12 protein-coding genes are annotated in these 16,818 nt (G+C 75.9%); 5 read left to right on the forward strand and 7 right to left on the reverse strand.

What is annotated here, in order from left to right; genetic code table 11:
• A partial coding sequence (locus tag VGB14_14635) for a PKD domain-containing protein (GenBank protein ID HEX9994162.1) occupies nt 1–4,501 on the reverse strand: 4,501 nt, incomplete at its 3' end.
• Complete coding sequence (locus VGB14_14640) at nt 4,501–5,007, reverse strand: hypothetical protein (GenBank protein ID HEX9994163.1); 507 nt, start codon at nt 5,005–5,007, stop codon at nt 4,501–4,503. The genes VGB14_14635 and VGB14_14640, both read right to left, overlap by 1 nt.
• A 129-nt stretch (nt 5,008–5,136) precedes the next feature.
• Here VGB14_14640 and VGB14_14645 point away from each other — a divergent pair, with 129 nt between their 5' ends.
• Nucleotides 5,137–5,832, forward strand: a complete 696-nt coding sequence (locus VGB14_14645) for a hypothetical protein (protein HEX9994164.1) — start codon at nt 5,137–5,139, stop codon at nt 5,830–5,832.
• Here the strand turns inward: VGB14_14645 and VGB14_14650 are convergent.
• Complete coding sequence (locus tag VGB14_14650) at nt 5,829–9,017, reverse strand: BTAD domain-containing putative transcriptional regulator (protein ID HEX9994165.1); 3,189 nt, start codon at nt 9,015–9,017, stop codon at nt 5,829–5,831. The two genes, VGB14_14645 and VGB14_14650, sit on opposite strands and share 4 nt — an antisense overlap.
• A 102-nt stretch (nt 9,018–9,119) precedes the next feature.
• Here VGB14_14650 and VGB14_14655 point away from each other — a divergent pair, with 102 nt between their 5' ends.
• The 3 genes from VGB14_14655 to hrpA are packed head-to-tail and all read left to right on the forward strand — an operon-like array spanning nt 9,120 to nt 14,548.
• Complete coding sequence (locus VGB14_14655) at nt 9,120–9,944, forward strand: MBL fold metallo-hydrolase (GenBank protein HEX9994166.1); 825 nt, start codon at nt 9,120–9,122, stop codon at nt 9,942–9,944.
• Nucleotides 9,945–9,954: 10 nt separating this feature from the next.
• Nucleotides 9,955–10,644 (forward strand): dienelactone hydrolase family protein, encoded by a 690-nt coding sequence (locus tag VGB14_14660; GenBank protein HEX9994167.1) that lies wholly within the window; start codon nt 9,955–9,957, stop codon nt 10,642–10,644.
• A gap of 34 nt (nt 10,645–10,678) precedes the next feature.
• Entirely contained in the window at nt 10,679–14,548 is a 3,870-nt protein-coding gene (hrpA, locus tag VGB14_14665) for an ATP-dependent RNA helicase HrpA (GenBank protein ID HEX9994168.1), read from the forward strand.
• On the opposite strand, the gene VGB14_14670 is transcribed toward hrpA, so the two are convergent.
• Genes VGB14_14670 through VGB14_14685 form a run of 4 tightly spaced genes read right to left on the reverse strand, consistent with a single transcriptional unit; the run spans nt 14,545 to nt 16,459 of the window.
• Complete coding sequence (locus VGB14_14670; GenBank protein HEX9994169.1) at nt 14,545–15,303, reverse strand: DUF72 domain-containing protein; 759 nt, start codon at nt 15,301–15,303, stop codon at nt 14,545–14,547. The genes hrpA and VGB14_14670 overlap by 4 nt on opposite strands.
• Nucleotides 15,304–15,326: 23 nt before the next feature.
• Nucleotides 15,327–15,821, reverse strand: a complete 495-nt coding sequence (locus tag VGB14_14675) for an SRPBCC domain-containing protein (GenBank protein ID HEX9994170.1) — start codon at nt 15,819–15,821, stop codon at nt 15,327–15,329.
• A complete protein-coding gene (locus tag VGB14_14680) occupies nt 15,818–16,168 on the reverse strand; it encodes a metalloregulator ArsR/SmtB family transcription factor (protein ID HEX9994171.1) in 351 nt (116 codons plus the stop codon). Before VGB14_14680 ends, VGB14_14675 begins: the two co-directional genes overlap by 4 nt.
• Before the next feature lie 12 nt (nt 16,169–16,180).
• On the reverse strand, nt 16,181–16,459 hold the full coding sequence (locus tag VGB14_14685; protein HEX9994172.1) for a YciI family protein: 279 nt from the start codon (nt 16,457–16,459) through the stop codon (nt 16,181–16,183).
• Between the two features lie 53 nt (nt 16,460–16,512).
• Here VGB14_14685 and VGB14_14690 point away from each other — a divergent pair.
• The coding region (locus tag VGB14_14690; protein ID HEX9994173.1) for a hypothetical protein at nt 16,513–16,818 on the forward strand (306 nt) is incomplete at its 3' end.

The raw sequence follows: 16,818 nt of genomic DNA on the forward strand, positions 1-16,818 counted from the left end.
ACACGTCGTCGGGGACGTCGGCCTGCCAGGTGGTGGGGTCGAGCAGGTCGCCGGCCCGGAACGTGATCGAGCCGGTGCCCATGCGCTCCCACTTCCGGCCGTCGGCGGTGGTGACGTTGCCGGCCGCCGTGCGGAGGTACACGGGCAGGGTCAGGCAGGCGTCGAGGTCGCCGGGCTGGTCGGGGCAGCTGGCGTTCGGGGCCGACTGGTCGAGGATGCCGTCCTCGAGCTCGGTGGCGACGGCGTCGAGCCACTCGGCCGGGGTCAGGCGCTCGGCCGCCGGGCGGCCGGTGCCCACGTCCAGGCGGACGCTGGCCGAGCCGGTGGCCCGGTCGACGACGGGGGCCCCGTTCCTCGTGCCGACGATGCCGAGGGAGGCGTCGTAGGGGCCGACGTGGACCCGGAAGGCGCCGGTCGGCGAGCGGCTGAAGTCGACGCCGGCCGACAGGTCGACGGTGACGCCGGTGCTGCCCAGGACGAACAGGCCCATCGGGGCCTCGTCGGGGTCGACCACCGGCTCGGGCGCCTCGGACGTGCCGGGGAGCACGGCCGGGAGCTCGAGGGCGAGGTCGATGCGGGCCCTGGCGAGGTAGTCCAGGCCGAAGGTGGCCTCGCCGTCCACGCCGACCAGGCCGAAGCCGTCGGCGTCGAGCACGAGGCGGCCGGCGACGGCCGGGCCGGTGCCGCACCCCGTCTCGTCGGTCGACGCCGCGCAGAGGTCGAGGTGGAGGACGAGGGCGGTGCGGGGGGTGGACCGGTCGAGGTCGACGGCGACGGCCGCCTCGGCCTCGGCCTGGGTGAAGCCGAGCGTGTCGACCAGCGCGCCCTCCAGGGCGGCCTCGACGTTCGGCAGGGTCAGCTGCTCGTGGGCCGCCAGCAGCGCGTCGGCCGCGTCGGACACGCCGGCGAAGGCGGCGACGACGTCGTCGTAGCCGGCGCCGACGACGGGCAGCGAGCGGGCCAGCTCCTCGTGCTCGCGGGCCGTGTCGACCACGCCGTCGGCCGCGTCGCGGACGCCGCCGAGCAGCAGGGCCACCATCCGCCACGGGTCGTTGGCGTCGGCGAAGCGGAGCAGGTCGCGGTCGAACGCGGCATCCGCCGTCACCTGGGGACCGTCCGGACCGGTGAGGGCGGCGAGGTCGGGCCAGGCGACGGTGACCGTGCCCGAGCCGAGGACGGGGCCGCCCTGGCGCAGGCGGGCGACCACGTGCACGGGCACGGGGGCGAGGCCGGCGTTGACGTCGGCGGTCACCGCGAACCGGTCGGGGTCGCCGGAGAGCAGGTCGGCCAGCGAGGCGTAGTCGCCGGGGCTGTCGAGGCCGATCGACAGCAGCGGCCGGGACGGGTCGGGCTTGGACAGCAGGGACCGAGGCCCGCCGCTGCCGTCGTCGAGGGTGACCTCGACGGGCAGCGGGCCGATCAGCGCCGAGCCGGCCAGCCGCAGGCGGGCGCCGGCGTCGACCTCGACGCCGGCCCCGTCGGTCCGCACGAGCAGGCGGTCGGTGACCGTGCGCAGCTGGTCGGTGGGGGTGCCCTCGGGGTCGGAGCTGACGTCGAGGGCGATGCCGAGGTCGACGGTGGCGGTGGCGTCGGCGGCGACGGTCGCCTCGCCGGCGGCGTCGGCGATGCCGGCCCGCTCCAGCAGGGAGCCGTCCACCGGGACGGTCACGTCGGCGGCCTGGGCGGTGAGGCCGAGGTCCAGGGCGAAGCGCTGCTGGGCGGGCTCGTAGCGCAGGCCCATGGCCCCCTCGGGCAGGCCGAGGGCGTCCTCCAGCCCGGCGACGAGGTCGGCCAGCGAGGTGGTGCGCTCCTCGCCCTCCTCCATCGAGACGGGGGTGAGCGGGTCGTCGGGGTCGGTCCAGCCGGCGTCGACGAGGAACCGGCGGACGTCGGTGGCCACGTCGACCACGTCCGACAGGGCGCCGTCGGCGAAGGGCAGGTCGAGGTCGGCCCGCTCCTGCACGACCTGGAGGGCCTGGGCGATGGCGATGACGGCGTCGACGACGTCGTGGGGGCCGAGGTTCTGGACGGCCGCGAAGTCCGGGTCGGCGAAGTCGACCGTCGGCGTGGCGAGGCCGTCGCACAGGTTGGCGTCGTCCACCGCCAGGCCGGCGATCTCGCCGGTGAGGCCGGGCAGGCCGGCGGTCACGTGCAGGTCGAGGGCGAGGTGCGAGGTCGGGTCGCAGGCGACCGAGAAGGCGCCGGAGAAGGACCGGCCGACGAGCTCGTCGACCGAGATCTCGCCGTTGCCGTTCGGGTCCCGCGGCTCGATCGTCAGCGACGACTCGAAGTCCACGGCCTTGCCGGCGGCCGGGCCGTGCACGGCCACGTCGACCACGCCGAGGAGCGCGGTCTCGGGCTGGCCCGGCGGCACCGTCTGCTCGGCCTTCAGGGTGACGCGGATGCCGTTGTCGTCGGCCGGCAGCAGGTACACCCGGTCGTGGGACCGCTCGGGCTCGACGATGAACCGGAAGCTCATCGCCACCTCGGCCTCCACGTCGGGGCCGTCGAGGCGGAGGCCGCCGGTGTCGAAGCGCATCTCGGTGAGCGGGCCGCCGAGGGTCACGTCGAGCAGCAGCTCGTAGCGCTCGGTGGCCGCGTGCGGGGTGATCGTGGCGTCGACCTCGAGGTCGAGCGGGCCGACCTCGTCGTCGAGGCCGTCGAGCCAGGCGTCGAGCTCGGACAGCGCCTTCGGGGTCCCCTCGGCGACGAGCTTGTCGCGCAGGCCGCCGACGGCGTCGCGGATGAGCTGGGGCAGGCGGGCGAGGTCCAGGTCCCGATCGCCGTCCCTGTCCCGCTTCTTGCGGGTGTCGTCGGGCAGGAGCCGCTGGATCTCCTCGACGATGTCGATCCGGGACATGACCTCCATCAGCTGGGCGAGGTCCTGGTTGATGGCCTCGAAGGCCTCGATGTCGCCGGGGACGTGCGGCGGCAGCTCGGGCGCGGTGATCCCGAGGTGGGCGGCCAGGTGGTCCTCGATGGGCAGGGCGTAGCCGTAGAAGTGGCCGGCCCGGTTGGGGTGGAAGGAGCCCTCGGGGTCGCGCTGGTAGAGGAACGAGGTCGGGATGTCGCGCACCCAGGTGTCGTTGGCGCAGTAGCCGTGGGTGGCGAACGCGCCGGTCGGCTCGGTGATGACGGCGAACCGGCCCGGGTAATCGGCGTTGGCCGTGCCGGTGGCGGCGACGATCTCGGTCTTCAGCCGCTGGACGATGGCCTCGGCGGCCCACCCCCACTCGTGCTGGGTCATGATCCCGGCGTCGGAATCCATGCCGGCCGGGGCCAGCAGGTCGTCGACGGCGTCCTTCAGCCACTGGGGCATGCGGGCGACGCGGGCGACCTCGTCGGTGTGGCAGACGCTGCCGTCGTCGTCGGTCTCGGGGTTCGGGTAGGTGGTGAGGAACACCCGGCCGGCGGCGATCCCGTGCGCCGGGTCGGCCGACCGGAGGGGCAGGTCCATCAGCTGGTCGGCCATCGCGCCGATGCGGCTCCGGAGCTGGCCGAAGCGCACGCCGAGGAACTGGTCGGCCGTCTGGGCCTGGCCGTCGGGGCCCATCATCTGGTCGGACGGCATGGTCGAGCAGTCGTCGGTCAACAGGCAGGCGAAGGCGACCTTCGAGAAGAACACGTCGTTGATCCCGCCGGACACGGTGATGGCGTCGATGGCCCGGCCGCCGATGATCGAGGCCAGCTGCTCCACCTGGGGCGGGAGGCAGTCGGGGTCGGTCGGGCGGGGCGCGTCGAGCTTCGGGTCCGGGTAGCGGATGTAGAACGGCGAGCTCGGGTCGTCGCAGTCGAGGCGGGGGTCGGCGTCGTTGACCAGGCCCTGGTACGGGCCGATCACGCCCCTCGTGATGCGGGCGCCGGAGCAGGCCAGGTGGATGAACGTGACCGAGCTGTGCGGGTCACGCTGCTCGAGGCGGATGGCGGCCTGGGCCGGGCCGGCCAGCGCCGAGCGGTGGCACTGCTCGTCGTTCCAGGTGTGGGAGAACCCGGCGCTCGTGAACGAGCGGGACCGCAGCGCCGGCTCGAGGTGGTCGGGGTTGCCCTCGCCGGACGCGGCGGAGTCCCCGAGCGACACGATCACGTGGTCGCGGGGCAGGATCGTCTGCGTCGTCGTCGACGAGCCGGAGCCGTCGGCAAGCGTGAGGGTCACCTGGTAAGGCACGTCGACCTCGGCGTACGGGTGGGTGACCGTGCAGTCGTTGCCGGCGTCGGACGGCGGGGTGCCGTCGCCGAAGTCCCAGGTGTAGGTGGCGCCGGGGTGGGGCTGGCCCCCGGTCGCGCACGCGTCGAAGTCGACCGGCCAGGTCGCGGGGTCGACGTAGGCGGCGTCGGTGCGCTCGTCGATCACGTCGTCGTGGTCGGCGTCGACGCCGAAGCGGTCGGGCATCGACCAGGTGAAGGCGGCCGGGGGCGTGGCCCCGGCCCACGGGCCGAACGCGGCGAGGACGACGGCCGCGGCCACGCCCACCAGCACCATCGGGATCGCCTTGCGCAGCATCAGTTCCCTCCGAGGACGACGATCTGGCCGTACATGCCGGCCGTGAAGTGGGGCGGCCCGCCGGCGGCGCCGGTCGGGAGGGTGCAGACGACGAGGTAGCGGCCGGGCCGGTCGAGGGTCGCGGTGGCGACCTCGCCGCCCGGCCCGGCGGTGGCGGTGGCGGCGGCCCGGCCGACGAGCGCGTCGACCTCGCCGGCCGGCAGGGCGACGAGCTCGTCGACGGTGCGCTCGTCGCCGTCGGCCAGGCGGACGGCCACCAGCTCGTGGGCCTCGGTGGTCGACGCGTTGGTCAGCCGCACCGGGGTGCCGGCCGGCACCCGGTCGGGGAGGCCGTCGAAGGCGTAGTCCACGGCGAGCACGGCGACCGGGTCGGCCGCCACCGTGGTGCTGGTGGCCGCCGGGGCGGTCGGCGCCGTCGCCGACCGGGCCGGGCCCGGTCCGCCGTCGGAGCAGCCGGCCGCCACGACGGCGACGGCGGCCAGTGCCGGGAGTGTCCTGCGGAGCATGGGGCGAGCATCGGATGCCGGCCTTGGCGACGGCTTGTGAGCGGCTTGCCACGGCCACGGGGCGCGGCGGGGGCCGGCCTGCAAGTCGCCTGCAAGCGGCGGTCAAGGGCCGGGCCGGACGATGGCGGGGTGCCGCACGCCCACGCGCGCTTCGCCGACCCCGTCGAGGTCGCCCCCGGCGCGGTGGTCGTGCCCAGCTTCCACGGCGACGACGCCGCCCCGTTCCTCATCCCCGTCAACGCGCTCGTGCTGCGCCGGCCGGCGGCCGTCGTCGTGCTCGGCGGCATGCCGCTGCCGGCCACCGAGCGGCTGTGGTCCCACGTCGACCCGGGCGCCGTCCGGGCGGTGGTCGCCACCCGTCCCGGGGCGGGACCGGCGGCCGACGACGTCCGGGCGCTGACGGCCGTGTGCCGGGGCGCGACGGTGTACGGGTCGGCCGGCGTGCCCGTAGAGCCCGGCGACTCGATCGAGGGCCTGTCGGTCACCCGGGCGCCCGGCGGCGACCTCGGCGTGCTCGTGCCCGACCTGCGGCTGTGGTGGTCGTCCTCGGCCCTGGCGACGCCGGTGCGCCACCCGGTGGTCGACGCCGACGACCTGGACGACGCCTACTGGGAGCGGCAGGTGGCGGGCTGGGACCCGGCCTGCTTCGACGGGCTGCGGGCCATCGCCCCCGACACGGTCGTGAGCGGCCACGGGATGGTGCTGCGGGGCGACCGGCTGCGCACGGCCCTGGCCGACCGCTCGCCGCCCACCAACGGCGCGGCCGCCGCCGCGCTGGAGCTGCGGGCGGCGCTCGCCGCCCTCGCCGCCGGGCGGTGGTGCTAGGGCACCTCGAAGCCCAGGTCGGCGGCTCGGCGGGCGACGTGGCGGGCGACGCCGTGGGCGCCCTGGGCGGTCGCCGCCTCGTGGGCCTTCGCCAGCCGCAGCCGCACGTCGTCGGCGGGCGCGCCCGTGCGGTGGTGCACGATCGCCTCGTAGAGCATCACGGTCGGCACGTTCGACCGCTCGCCCCGCTCCTCGATCACCGCCCACGCCTCGGCGATGGAGCCGAGGGCCAGGTCGGCCCGGCCCACCTCCAGCTGGGCGTAGGCCCGGTTGGTCAGGTGGACGGGCACGATCGTCCTCGCCCCGGTGGCGAGGTAGCCGGGCAGGGCGTCGGCGTAGATGGCGAGCGCGTCCTCGGGCCGGCCCAGGTGGGCGAGGCCGGCGGCGAGGAACATGCGGTTGCCGTTGGTGAAGAACGACGCCGCCCGGTTGGGGTCGTGGGTCGCCGCGGTGCGGGCCAGCCGCTCGACCCGCACGAAGTCGCCGACCATCACTCCGGCGTACGCGCCGTTGCTCAGCACGATGATCTGCGAGAACGGGTCGGGGTAGGCCCGGCCGAGCGCCTCGTAGCGGCCGCCGTCGTCCTCCAGCTCGCCGGCCATCTCGGCGAACGTGAGGGCGAACGCCCTCGTCAGCGGGCCGCTCTCGAGCAGCGCCTCGATGTCGGCGTCGGTCCTCGCCTCCGCCCGCTTCGTGTACCGCACGGCCTCGTCGATGCGCCCGAGGTGCCAGGCCTGGACGCCGAGGCAGTGGTCGACCATGGCCTGCACGGCGGGGTCGTCGGACTCCTCGCCGATCCGGCGCAGCTCGTCGGCCATGCGCAGGGCGGCGTCGAACCGGCACGACGTGGCCGCGCCGGCCCACTCGGCCCACAGGAACCCGACCAGCAGGTCGTGGCGGCCGGTGCGGCGGGCCAGCTCCCGAGCCCGGTCGAGCGGGCTGCGCTCCCAGCCGCCCTGGTAGCCGTGGAGGATGCGGCGCACGCTGGCCAGCCGGCCGAGCACGGCCAGCTCGGCCTCCGCGTCCTGCTGGGACGACCCCGCCGACCGCCGCAGCTGGGCGGCCCGCTCGAGCAGGTCGTCGGCCGCCTCGTAGGCGTACCGGCGGGTGGCCACGTCGGCCGCCCGCTCCAGCGCCTCGGCCGCCCGCCGCTCGAGGCCGAGCGGGGCGGCCGACCACAGGTGGGCGGCGACGATCTCGGCCGCGTCCTCGCTGTCGCCCTCGGCCTCCTCGATGGCGTCGGCCACCCGCTGGTGGAGCCGGGCCCGGCGGAGCGGCGAGAGCTCGTCGAGGACGGCCTCGCGCACGAGGGCGTGGGCGAAGCGGAAGGCGGCCGGCTCGTCGGGGACGGCGAGCAGCAGGCGCGTGGTGACGGCCGGCTCCAGGTCGTCGAGGCAGCGGTCGACCGACAGGGCGGACGCCCTGGCGAGGATGCGCAGGTCGAAGTCGCGCCCGGCCACCGCGGCCACGTCGAGCAGCTCCACGGTCGACGCCGGCAGCTGGGCCAGCCGGCGCCGCACGACCTCCCGCACGCCGGCCGGGATGGCGGCCGAGGCCGGGTCGGCGGTCAGGTGGCGGTCGCTCGCCAGCAGCCGGGCCAGCTCGCCGACGAAGAACGGGTTGCCGTCCGAGCGGGCGTGGATGGCGGCGACGGTCGCCGCCGACGCCGGGGCGCCGGCCGCCCGCTCCACCAGCACCCCCGTGGCCGCCGGGTCGACGCCGTGCAGGTGCAGGCGACGGGTGCCGGGCCGGCGCATGGCGGTGGCGACGGCGGCGACGACGGCGTCGTTGCGGCCGACCTCCAGCTCCCGCAGGGAGCCGACGGCGAGCACCCGGGCCGACCCGAGCCGCTGGGCGAGGAACCCGAACAGCTCCAGGGAGGCGACGTCGGCCCACTGGAGGTCGTCGAGCAGGACGACGACCGGCGCCGCCGCCGCGCATCGCTCCAGCAGCCCGGCGACGGCGTCGAACAGCGGGAACCGGCCGCCGCCGGGCACCGGGCCGGCGCCCACCTCCGGCTCGGGCGGGGAGGCGACGCCGAGCAGGCGGCCCAGCTCGCCGGCCGTGGTCGCCGCCCGCTCGCCCTCGGGCAGGGCGGCGACGAGTTCCCGGACCACGGGCAGCCACGGCCAGAACGCCGGGGCGCCCTCGCCCTCGTGGCAGCGGCCCCACAGCACGACGGCGCCGGCGCCGGCCGCGGTGGCGCCGACCTCCTCGAGCAGCCGGGTCTTGCCGATCCCCGGCTCCCCCTCGACGAGGACCAGGCGGGCGGTGCCGGCCATCGCCTCCCGCAGGGCGTCGCACAGCTGGGCCAGCTCCTGGCCCCGGCCGACCAGGGTGGCCCCGGGGACGACGTCGCCCGACCAGGCGGCGGCGGCCGGCGCCGGCGCCGGCACCGGTGCGGGGGCCGGCCGCTCCGGCTCGAGGCCCGGGTCGTGGGCCAGGATGCGCCGCTCGAGGTCGCGCAGGGCCGGCCCGGGGTCCACGCCGAGCTCGTCGCGCAGGGCCCGCCGCGTGTCCTCGATGGCCCGCAGCGCCTCGGCCTGGCGCCCCGACCGGTAGAGGGCGAGGGCGAGGTGGCCCCTGAGCGCCTCGCGGAGCGGGTGCCGGTCGATCAGCTCGGACAGCTCGGCGATCAGCGCGGCGTGGTGGCCGAGGCGGAGCTCGGCGTCGATCCGGTCCTCCACGGCGACCAGCCGGCGCTCCTCCAGCCTGGTCGCCATGCCCCGGGCGAACTCGTGGTCGGCGAACTCGGCCAGCGCCGGGCCCCGCCACAGCGCGGCGGCCTCCACCAGCGCGTCCCTGGCCCCGGCCGCGTCACCGGCGTCGAGCCGCGCCCTCCCCCGGTCGGCGAGGTCCTCGAAGCGGCGGAAGTCGACCCGGTCGGCGGGCACGTCCAGCCGGTAGCCGGCCGGCTCGGACACGATGACCCGGGCCGGCGCCCGCCGGTCCCGCGCCGGCTCCAGCACCCGGCGCAGCCGGGACACGTAGGACTGGAGGGTGCCGACGGCCGAGGCCGGCGGGGCGTCGGGCCAGACGGCCTCGATCAGCCAGTCGGCGGCCACCACCCGGCCCCGGGCGAGCAGCAGGGCGGCGAGCAGCGCGCGCGGCTGCGCGCCCCCCACGTCGACGGCGACGCCGCCGTCGTCCAGCACCTCCAGGCTGCCCAGCACCCCGTACCACACGGTTCCCCTCCCGGTCCCGGCCGGCGAGGCTACCGGCGCGCGTCCAGCCGCCTGCAAGCACCGGTGGACCGGGCGTCAAGGGGCCCGTGCGACAACCTGGCCATGGACGCTCCGATCCGCTTCTGCGAGACCCAGACGATCGCCCCCGGCACCCACGTCGTCCGCCAGCTGTACGGCGAGGGGGTCAACCCGTTCGCCATCCACGTGAACTCGATGGTGATCACCGGCGACGAGCCGATGATCGTGGACTGCGGCCCGGCGGTGACGCGGGCCGGCTGGCTCGACCACGCCTTCGAGCTGGTGGACCCGGCCGACGTGCGCTGGGTGTACCTCTCCCACGACGACAGCGACCACACCGGCAACCTCCGCGAGGTGCTCGACCGCTGCCCGAGGGCCACGCTCGTGACCAACTGGACGAGCGTCGAGCGCATCGGCGCCGACTACCTGCTGCCCCTCGACCGGATGCGCTGGGTGAACGACGGCGAGTCGTTCACGGCCAACGGCCGCCGCTTCGTCGCCGTGGTCCCGCCGACCTTCGACAGCCCGGCGACCCGCGGCCTGTTCGACACGGCCACCGGGGTGTACTGGGCGGCCGACAGCTTCGCCACGCCGGTCACCCACGAGGTCGACGACGTCGCCGACCTCGACCCCGACTTCGCCCGCGAGGCGTTCCTCCAGGCCCAGGTCGGGATGAGCCCGTGGGTGCGCTGGGTGGACGAGGCCCGCTACGGCGCCCACCTCGACCGGGTGCGGTCGCTCGGCGCCTCGGTGGTGGCGAGCGCCCACGCCATCACCCTCCACGGCAACCAGGTCGACACCGCCTTCGGGTGGCTCCACGCCCTGCGCGACGTGGTGCCGCTGCCCACCCCGGACCAGTCCGTCCTCGACGCCATGGTGGCGATGCTGGAGGCGGCCGCCGCCGCGTAGGTTCGCGGCCATGTCCGAGGCGACGCCGCTGTCCGTCCACGAGCCGGCCGGGGCGCCCAAGGGCGGCCTGGTCGTCGTCCAGGAGGCGTTCGGGGTCAACGACCACATCGAGGACGTGGCCCGCCGGTTCGCGGCCGAGGGGTGGCTCGCCGTCGCCCCGCACCTGTTCCACCGCACCGGCGACCCGAAGCTCGGCTACGGGGACCTCGCCGTCGTCCGCCCGCACATGGCCGCGCTGACCGTCGACGGCGTGCTGGCCGACGTGGACGCCGCGCTGGCCCGCATCCGCGACGCCGGCATCGGCGCCGACCGGACCGGCATCGTCGGGTTCTGCATGGGCGGGACGGTGGCGCTCGTCGTCGCCGCCCGCCGCGACGTCGGCGCGGCCGTGACGTTCTACGGCGGCGGGGTCAAGGAGGGCCGGTTCGGCTTCGGCCCGCTCGTCGAGGAGGCGACCGGGCTGCGGGCGCCGTGGCTCGGGCTGTACGGCGACCGGGACCGCGGCATCCCGGTCGCCGACGTCGACGACCTGCGGGTGGCGGCGGCGGCGTCCGGCCGGCCCACCGAGCTCGTCCGCTACCCCGACGCGGAGCACGGCTTCCACTGCGACCAGCGGGACAGCTGGCACCCGGCGTCGGCGGCCGACGCCTGGACGCGCACGCTGGACTGGTTCGACCGCCACCTCGCCGGCAACTCGTAGGGGCAGGGGGGCGCGCGCCCGCCATCCTGTGGGGGTGGAGACGGCGCCGACCCTGGCCGACCTGGCCGACCGCCTCCCCGCCCTCACCGTCCGCGACGAGCACGAGCTGCGCCGCCGCCTGGACCGGGCCGGGCGGGGCGACGGGGCGGGCACGCCGCGCGCCATCGCCGCCGCCGTCGAGGCGGCCGAGCGCCGGGTGGCGGCCCGCCGGGCCCTCGTCCCCGTGCCCGCCTACCCGGCCGACCTGCCGGTGGCCGAGCGCCGCGACGAGCTGGTGGCCGCCATCCGCGACCACCAGGTGGTGATCGTCGCCGGGGAGACGGGGTCGGGGAAGAGCACCCAGCTGCCGAAGATGTGCCTGGAGGCCGGGCGGGGCGTGCGGGGCATGGTCGCCCACACCCAGCCCCGCCGCATCGCCGCCCGGGCGGTGGCCGAGCGGGTGGCCGAGGAGCTCGGGATCGAGGTCGGCGACCTCGTCGGCTACACGGTGCGCTTCACCGACCGGGTCGGCGAGCGCACGCTCCTGCGGGTGATGACCGACGGCATCCTGCTGGCCGAGATCCAGCGGGACCGGCTGCTCACCCGGTACGACACCGTGATCGTCGACGAGGCCCACGAGCGGAGCCTCAACATCGACTTCCTCCTCGGCTACCTGAAGCAGCTGCTGCCCCGCCGGCCCGACCTGAAGGTCGTCATCACCTCGGCGACCATCGACACCGTCCGCTTCGCCGAGCACTTCGGCGGCGCGCCGGTGGTCGAGGTGTCGGGCCGCACCTACCCGGTCGAGGTCCGCTACCGGCCGGTCGGCGACGACGAGGACGACGACCGGGACCAGGTGCAGGCCATCTGCGACGCCGTCGAGGAGGTCGTCGCCGAGGGGCCGGGCGACGTGCTCGTGTTCCTGAGCGGCGAGCGGGAGATCAGGGACACGGCCGACGCGCTCGCCCGCTGCGGCCTCCGGGACACCGAGGTGCTGCCGCTGTTCGGGCGGCTGTCGACCGCCGACCAGCACCGGGTGTTCGAGCGCCACACCGGGCGGCGGGTGGTGCTCGCCACCAACGTGGCCGAGACGTCGATCACCGTGCCCGGCATCCGCTACGTCGTCGACCCGGGCACGGCCCGCATCTCCCGCTACAACCGGCGCACCAAGGTGCAGCGGCTCCCGATCGAGCCGATCTCCCAGGCGTCGGCCGACCAGCGGGCCGGGCGCTGCGGGCGGGTCGGCCCCGGCATCTGCGTCCGCCTGTACGCCGAGGACGACTACCTGGCCCGGCCGGAGTTCACCGAGCCGGAGGTGCTGCGGACCAACCTCGCCTCGGTCATCCTCCAGATGACCGCCATCGGCCTCGGCGACGTCGCCGCCTTCCCGTTCGTGGAGCCGCCCGACGCCCGCGCCATCGGCGACGGCGTGGCCCTGCTGGAGGAGCTCGGCGCGCTGGAGCCCGGCGTGCGCCGGGGCCGGCCCCGGCTGACCGCCGTCGGCCGCCGGCTGGCCCAGCTGCCCATCGACCCCCGGCTCGGCCGCATGGTGCTCGAGGCCGACGCCAACGGCTGCCTCGCCGAGGTGACGGTGATCGCGGCCGCTCTCGCCATCCAGGACCCCCGCGAGCGCCCGCTCGGCAAGGAGCAGGCCGCCGACCAGGCCCACGCCCGGTTCAAGGGCGACGACTCGGACTTCCTCGCCTACCTCCGCCTCTGGGAGCACCTCCAGGCGGCCCAGGAGGAGCGGTCGTCGAGCCAGTTCCGCAAGCTGTGCAAGGCCGAGTTCCTGCACTGGTTCCGGGTCCGTGAGTGGCAGGACGTGCACGACCAGATCCAGCGGGTGCTGCGCTCGCAGGGGGCCAGGGTCAACGAGCAGCCCGGCGACCCCGATCGCGTCCACATGTCCCTCCTCGCCGGCCTGCTCTCCCACATCGGCCTGCGCGACCACCGCCCCGACCGTCGCGTGAAGGAGTTCGTGGGCGCCCGCAACACCCGCTTCGTGATCGCCCCCGGCTCGGCCCTCGCCTCCCGGCCGCCCCAGTGGGTGATGGTCGCCGAGCTGGTCGAGACCAACCGGCTGTGGGGGCGGGTGGCCGCCCGCATCCACCCGTCGTGGGCCGAGCGGCTGGCGCAGCACCTCGTCAAGCGCTCCCACGGCGAGCCGTGGTGGGACGAGGACCGGGGCGCGGCGATGGTCCACGAGCGGGTCACGCTCTACGGGGTGCCGCTGGTCGAGGCCCGCCGGGTGCCGTACGCGCGGGTCGACCCGGCCGGCGCCCGCGAGCTGTTCCTCCGCCACGCGCTGGTCGAGGGCGAGTGGACGACCCACCACGCGTTCGTGACCGAGAACGCCGCGGTGGTCGAGCAGGTGCAGGCCCTGGAGGACCGGGTGCGCCGGGACCTGCTCGTCGACGAGCGGGCGCGGTACGAGTTCTTCGACCGCCGCGTCCCGGACGGGGTCGTGTCCACCCGGCACTTCGACCGGTGGTGGAAGGACGAGCGCCGCCGCCGGCCCGACCTGCTCACGTGGGCCCTCGCCGACCTGGTCGACCCGGCGGCCGGCGAGGTGTCCGTCGACGCCTACCCCGACCGCTGGCGGCAGGGCGACCTCTCCCTCGCGCTCACCTACACGTTCGACCCCGGCGCCGACCTCGACGGGGTGACCGTCGACGTGCCCCTGCCGTCGCTCCTCGACGTGCGGCCCGACGGGTTCGACTGGCAGGTGCCGGGCTGGCGCGAGGACCTGGTGACCGCGCTGATCCGGTCGCTGCCGAAGGACCTGCGCCGGCACCTCGTGCCGGCGGCCGAGCACGCCCGGGCCTTCCTCGACCGGGCCGGGCCGGCCGACGGCCCGCTGCTCGACGTGCTCTCCCGCGAGCTCGGCCGCATGACCGGCGAGGCGGTGCCCCGCGCGGCGTTCTCCCTCGACGCCGTGCCGCCGCACCTGCGGATGTCGTTCCGGGTGGTGACCGAGCACGGCCGGCCGCTGGCCTGGGGCAAGGACCTCGACGCGCTGCGGGACCACCTGCTGGCCCGCCTGCGGCCGTCGATCGCCCGGTCGGTCGCCGGGCTGGAGCGCAGCGGGCTGGCGGCGTGGCCGGGCGGGACGCTGCCCCGGACGGCGACGGCGTCGGTCGGAGGGCTGGCGCTGACCGTGTACCCGGCGCTCGTGGACGAGGGCTCCACGGTCGGCGTGCGGGCGCTGCCGTCGGCCCACGAGCAGGCGACGGCGATGTGGGCGGGGACACGCCGGCTGGTGCTGCTGGCCGTGGGCGCGGTGGCGCCGGCCGTGGAGCGCCGGCTGCGCAACGCCACCCGGCTGGCCCTCGCGTCCGCGCCCTACGCCACCGCCGCCGAGGTGCTCGAGGACTGCGTGACGTGCGCGCTCGACGGCCTGGTCGACTCGGCCGGCGGGCCGGCCTGGGACGAGGAGGAGTTCGCCGGCCTCGTCGCGCTGGCCAGGGCCCGCCTGGTGCCGGCCGCCGCGGAGGTGGCGACGACCGTCGGCGACGTGCTCACCGCGGCGCGCGCCGTCGAGCACCGGCTCGACGCGCTCACCTCGGACGCGCTGGCGCCGGCCCTCACCGACGTGGCCGTCCAGGTGGCCCGCCTCGTCCACCCCGGGTTCGCCACGGCGACCGGCGCGGCCCGCCTGCCCGACGTGCTGCGCTACCTGCGGGCCGTCGACCTCCGCCTCGACAAGCTGCCCCGCGACCCCGTGCGCGACGCCCGGCTGATGCGCCGCGTGCGCGAGGTCGAGCAGGCCTACGACGAGCTGCGGTCCCGGCAGCCGTCGCCCGAGGTGCTCGACCTGCGGTGGCAGGTCGAGGAGCTGCGGGTGAGCCTCTGGGCCCAGAAGCTCGGCACGCCGGCGCCGGTCAGCGAGCAGCGCCTCCTGCGGGAGATCGCCCGGCTCGCCTAGCCGCCGGCCGGTGCGGCCACGCCCAGCCGGTCGGCCAGCCAGCGCCCGTCCTCGACGGCGTGGCCGAGGTGGTCGTTGTTGAAGTAGGCGTACACGTCGCACCCCTCCCCCAGCCAGGCGGCCAGCCGGTCGGCCGCCGGGGCGAGGCGATCGGGCCCGTAGCGGCCCCAGTACTTGCGCTCCAGCGCCGCGGGGCCGTGGAAGCGGACGTAGGTCCAGTCCGCCGTCCGCACCCACGGGTGGTCGGGGAGGAGGTCGTGGATGCACAGGGCGGCCCCGTGCCGCTCGAGCACGGCGAACACGTCGTCGTGCACCCACGACGGCTCCCGCAGCTCGACGGCCCACCGGTGGCGCTCGTCGAACGGCGCCACCGACAGGAACTCGTCGAGCCGCTCGACGTTGCGCCGCCACTTCGGGGGCAGCTGCACGACGGTCGGGCCGAGCGCGTGGCCGAGCCGGTCGGCCCGGTCGAGGTGGTTGGGCAGCCAGCGGGCGGCGTCGGCCAGCTTCATGCGGTGGGTGCCGAAGGCGCCGAGCTTCAGCGCGTACACGAACCCGGGCGGCGCCTGCGCGGCCCACTTCTCGACCGTCGACGGCGGCGGCAGCCGGTAGAAGGTGGTGTTGAGCTCGACGCTGTCGAAGAGGGTGGCGTAGTGGGCGAACCAGGACCGCTGCGGCAGCTTCTCGGGATAGACGATCCCCCGCCAGTCCCGGTACACCCACCCGCTGCACCCCACCCTGGCCACACCGCTCACGCCCGGGTCGTACCCGGCCGGGGCTACCCGGGCACGGCGACGAGGTCGTCGATCTGGGCGATGGCCGCGGCCATGCCCTCCTCCATGCCCATCGACAGCAGCTGCTCCATGGCCTCGGTCGACGGGAAGGTGGTCTCGATGGCCATCCGCGTGCCGCCGCCCTCGCGGTCGTCGAGCGCGACCCTGATCGTCATCGTCGGCATGTCGGGGCTCGGCTCGCCGGTGGCGTCGGCGAAGCCGTCCTCGAACTCGAGGCGCCGGGGCGGGTCGACGGAGAGCACCCGCCACCAGCCGTGCGGCCGGTCGCCCTCGGGCCCGGTCATGTAGTACCGCACGGCCCCGCCGGGGCTGAGGTCGTGGTCGACGACGGTCGCCGGGTAGGTCGGCGGGCCCCACCACCGCTCGAGCTGGCGGGGGTCGGCCCACAGCTCCCACACCCGCTCGACGGGCGCGTCGTACTCGGCGGTGACGGTCATGGTCCTGGCCTCGGGGTCCTTGCGGACGTCGGTCACGCTCACGGAGGGCCTCCCTCGCGCTGGTCCTCGGCGAGGATCTCGCCGATGCGGTCGATGCGGTCGCGCCACAGCGCCTCGAAGCGGTCGAGGAGCGCGGCGGCATGGCGAACGGTGCCGACGTCGCCGGCGACGAGCTGCTCCCGCCCCCGGCGCCGCTTGGTGACGAGCCCGGCGGCGGCCAGGACGGCGACGTGCTTCTGCACGGCGGCGAAGCTCATCGGGTACCGCCGGGCCAGCGCCGACACCGAGTGCGGGGCCTCCAGGGTGACCCGGAGGATGTCGCGGCGGGTGGGGTCGGCCAGCGCGTGGAAGATGCGGTCGTCGCGCCGCTCGGCGGTATCTACAACCATTCGGTTGTAGTTCTACTCGCCGGTGAGCACCTCGCGCCACTCGAGCACGTGCCAGCGGGCGACCACGCCCTCGGTCACGAACGGGTCGCCAGCCACGAACGCCTCCGCCGCCTCCCGCGTCGTGAACACGGCCATGGCCCCCTCGGCCTGCGGGTCGGCGAAGATGCCGATCATGAGCAGGGTGCCGTCGTCGGCGAAGCGCCGGTACCAGGCCTCGTGGGCCGGGAAGACGGCGGGCGCCCGGCTGGCCACGTCGGCGGCGGACTCGTAGCGCACGACGAACTTCGGCACGGCGGGATCGTAGTGAACTGCACCAACCCCCTCGACCTGCCGATAGGTGACCGATGACGACGCGGCTCGGGCACGCCACCGTCACCTACGAGACGGTGTCCTCGATCCTCACCCGCACGAGCGGGTACCTCGCCGACCACGACTTCTCGCTGAACCCGTACGCCGGCTGCACCTACGGGTGCTCCTACTGCTACGCCGCCGCCTTCGCCCGCAGCCGGGACGAGATGGAGCGGTGGGGCGACTGGGTGCGGGTGAAGGAGAACGCCGTCGACCGCCTGCGCCGCATGCGGGCGCCGCTGGCCGGCCGGACGATCTACATGAGCTCGGTGACCGACCCGTACCAGCCGATCGAGCGCCGG

The sequence above is a fragment of the Acidimicrobiales bacterium genome (assembly GCA_036399815.1).
In the GTDB taxonomy this organism is placed as follows: domain Bacteria; phylum Actinomycetota; class Acidimicrobiia; order Acidimicrobiales; family DASWMK01; genus DASWMK01.

Excerpts from the sequence above, each read along its gene's own strand:
- VGB14_14640 (HEX9994163.1), bottom strand. The coding sequence starts at position 5,007 with ATGCTCCGCAGGACACTCCCGGCACTGGCCGCCGTCGCCGTCGTGGCG.
- VGB14_14655 (HEX9994166.1), top strand. The coding sequence starts at position 9,120 with ATGGACGCTCCGATCCGCTTCTGCGAGACCCAGACGATCGCCCCCGGC.
- VGB14_14660 (HEX9994167.1), top strand. The coding sequence starts at position 9,955 with ATGTCCGAGGCGACGCCGCTGTCCGTCCACGAGCCGGCCGGGGCGCCC.
- VGB14_14680 (HEX9994171.1), bottom strand. The coding sequence starts at position 16,168 with ATGGTTGTAGATACCGCCGAGCGGCGCGACGACCGCATCTTCCACGCG.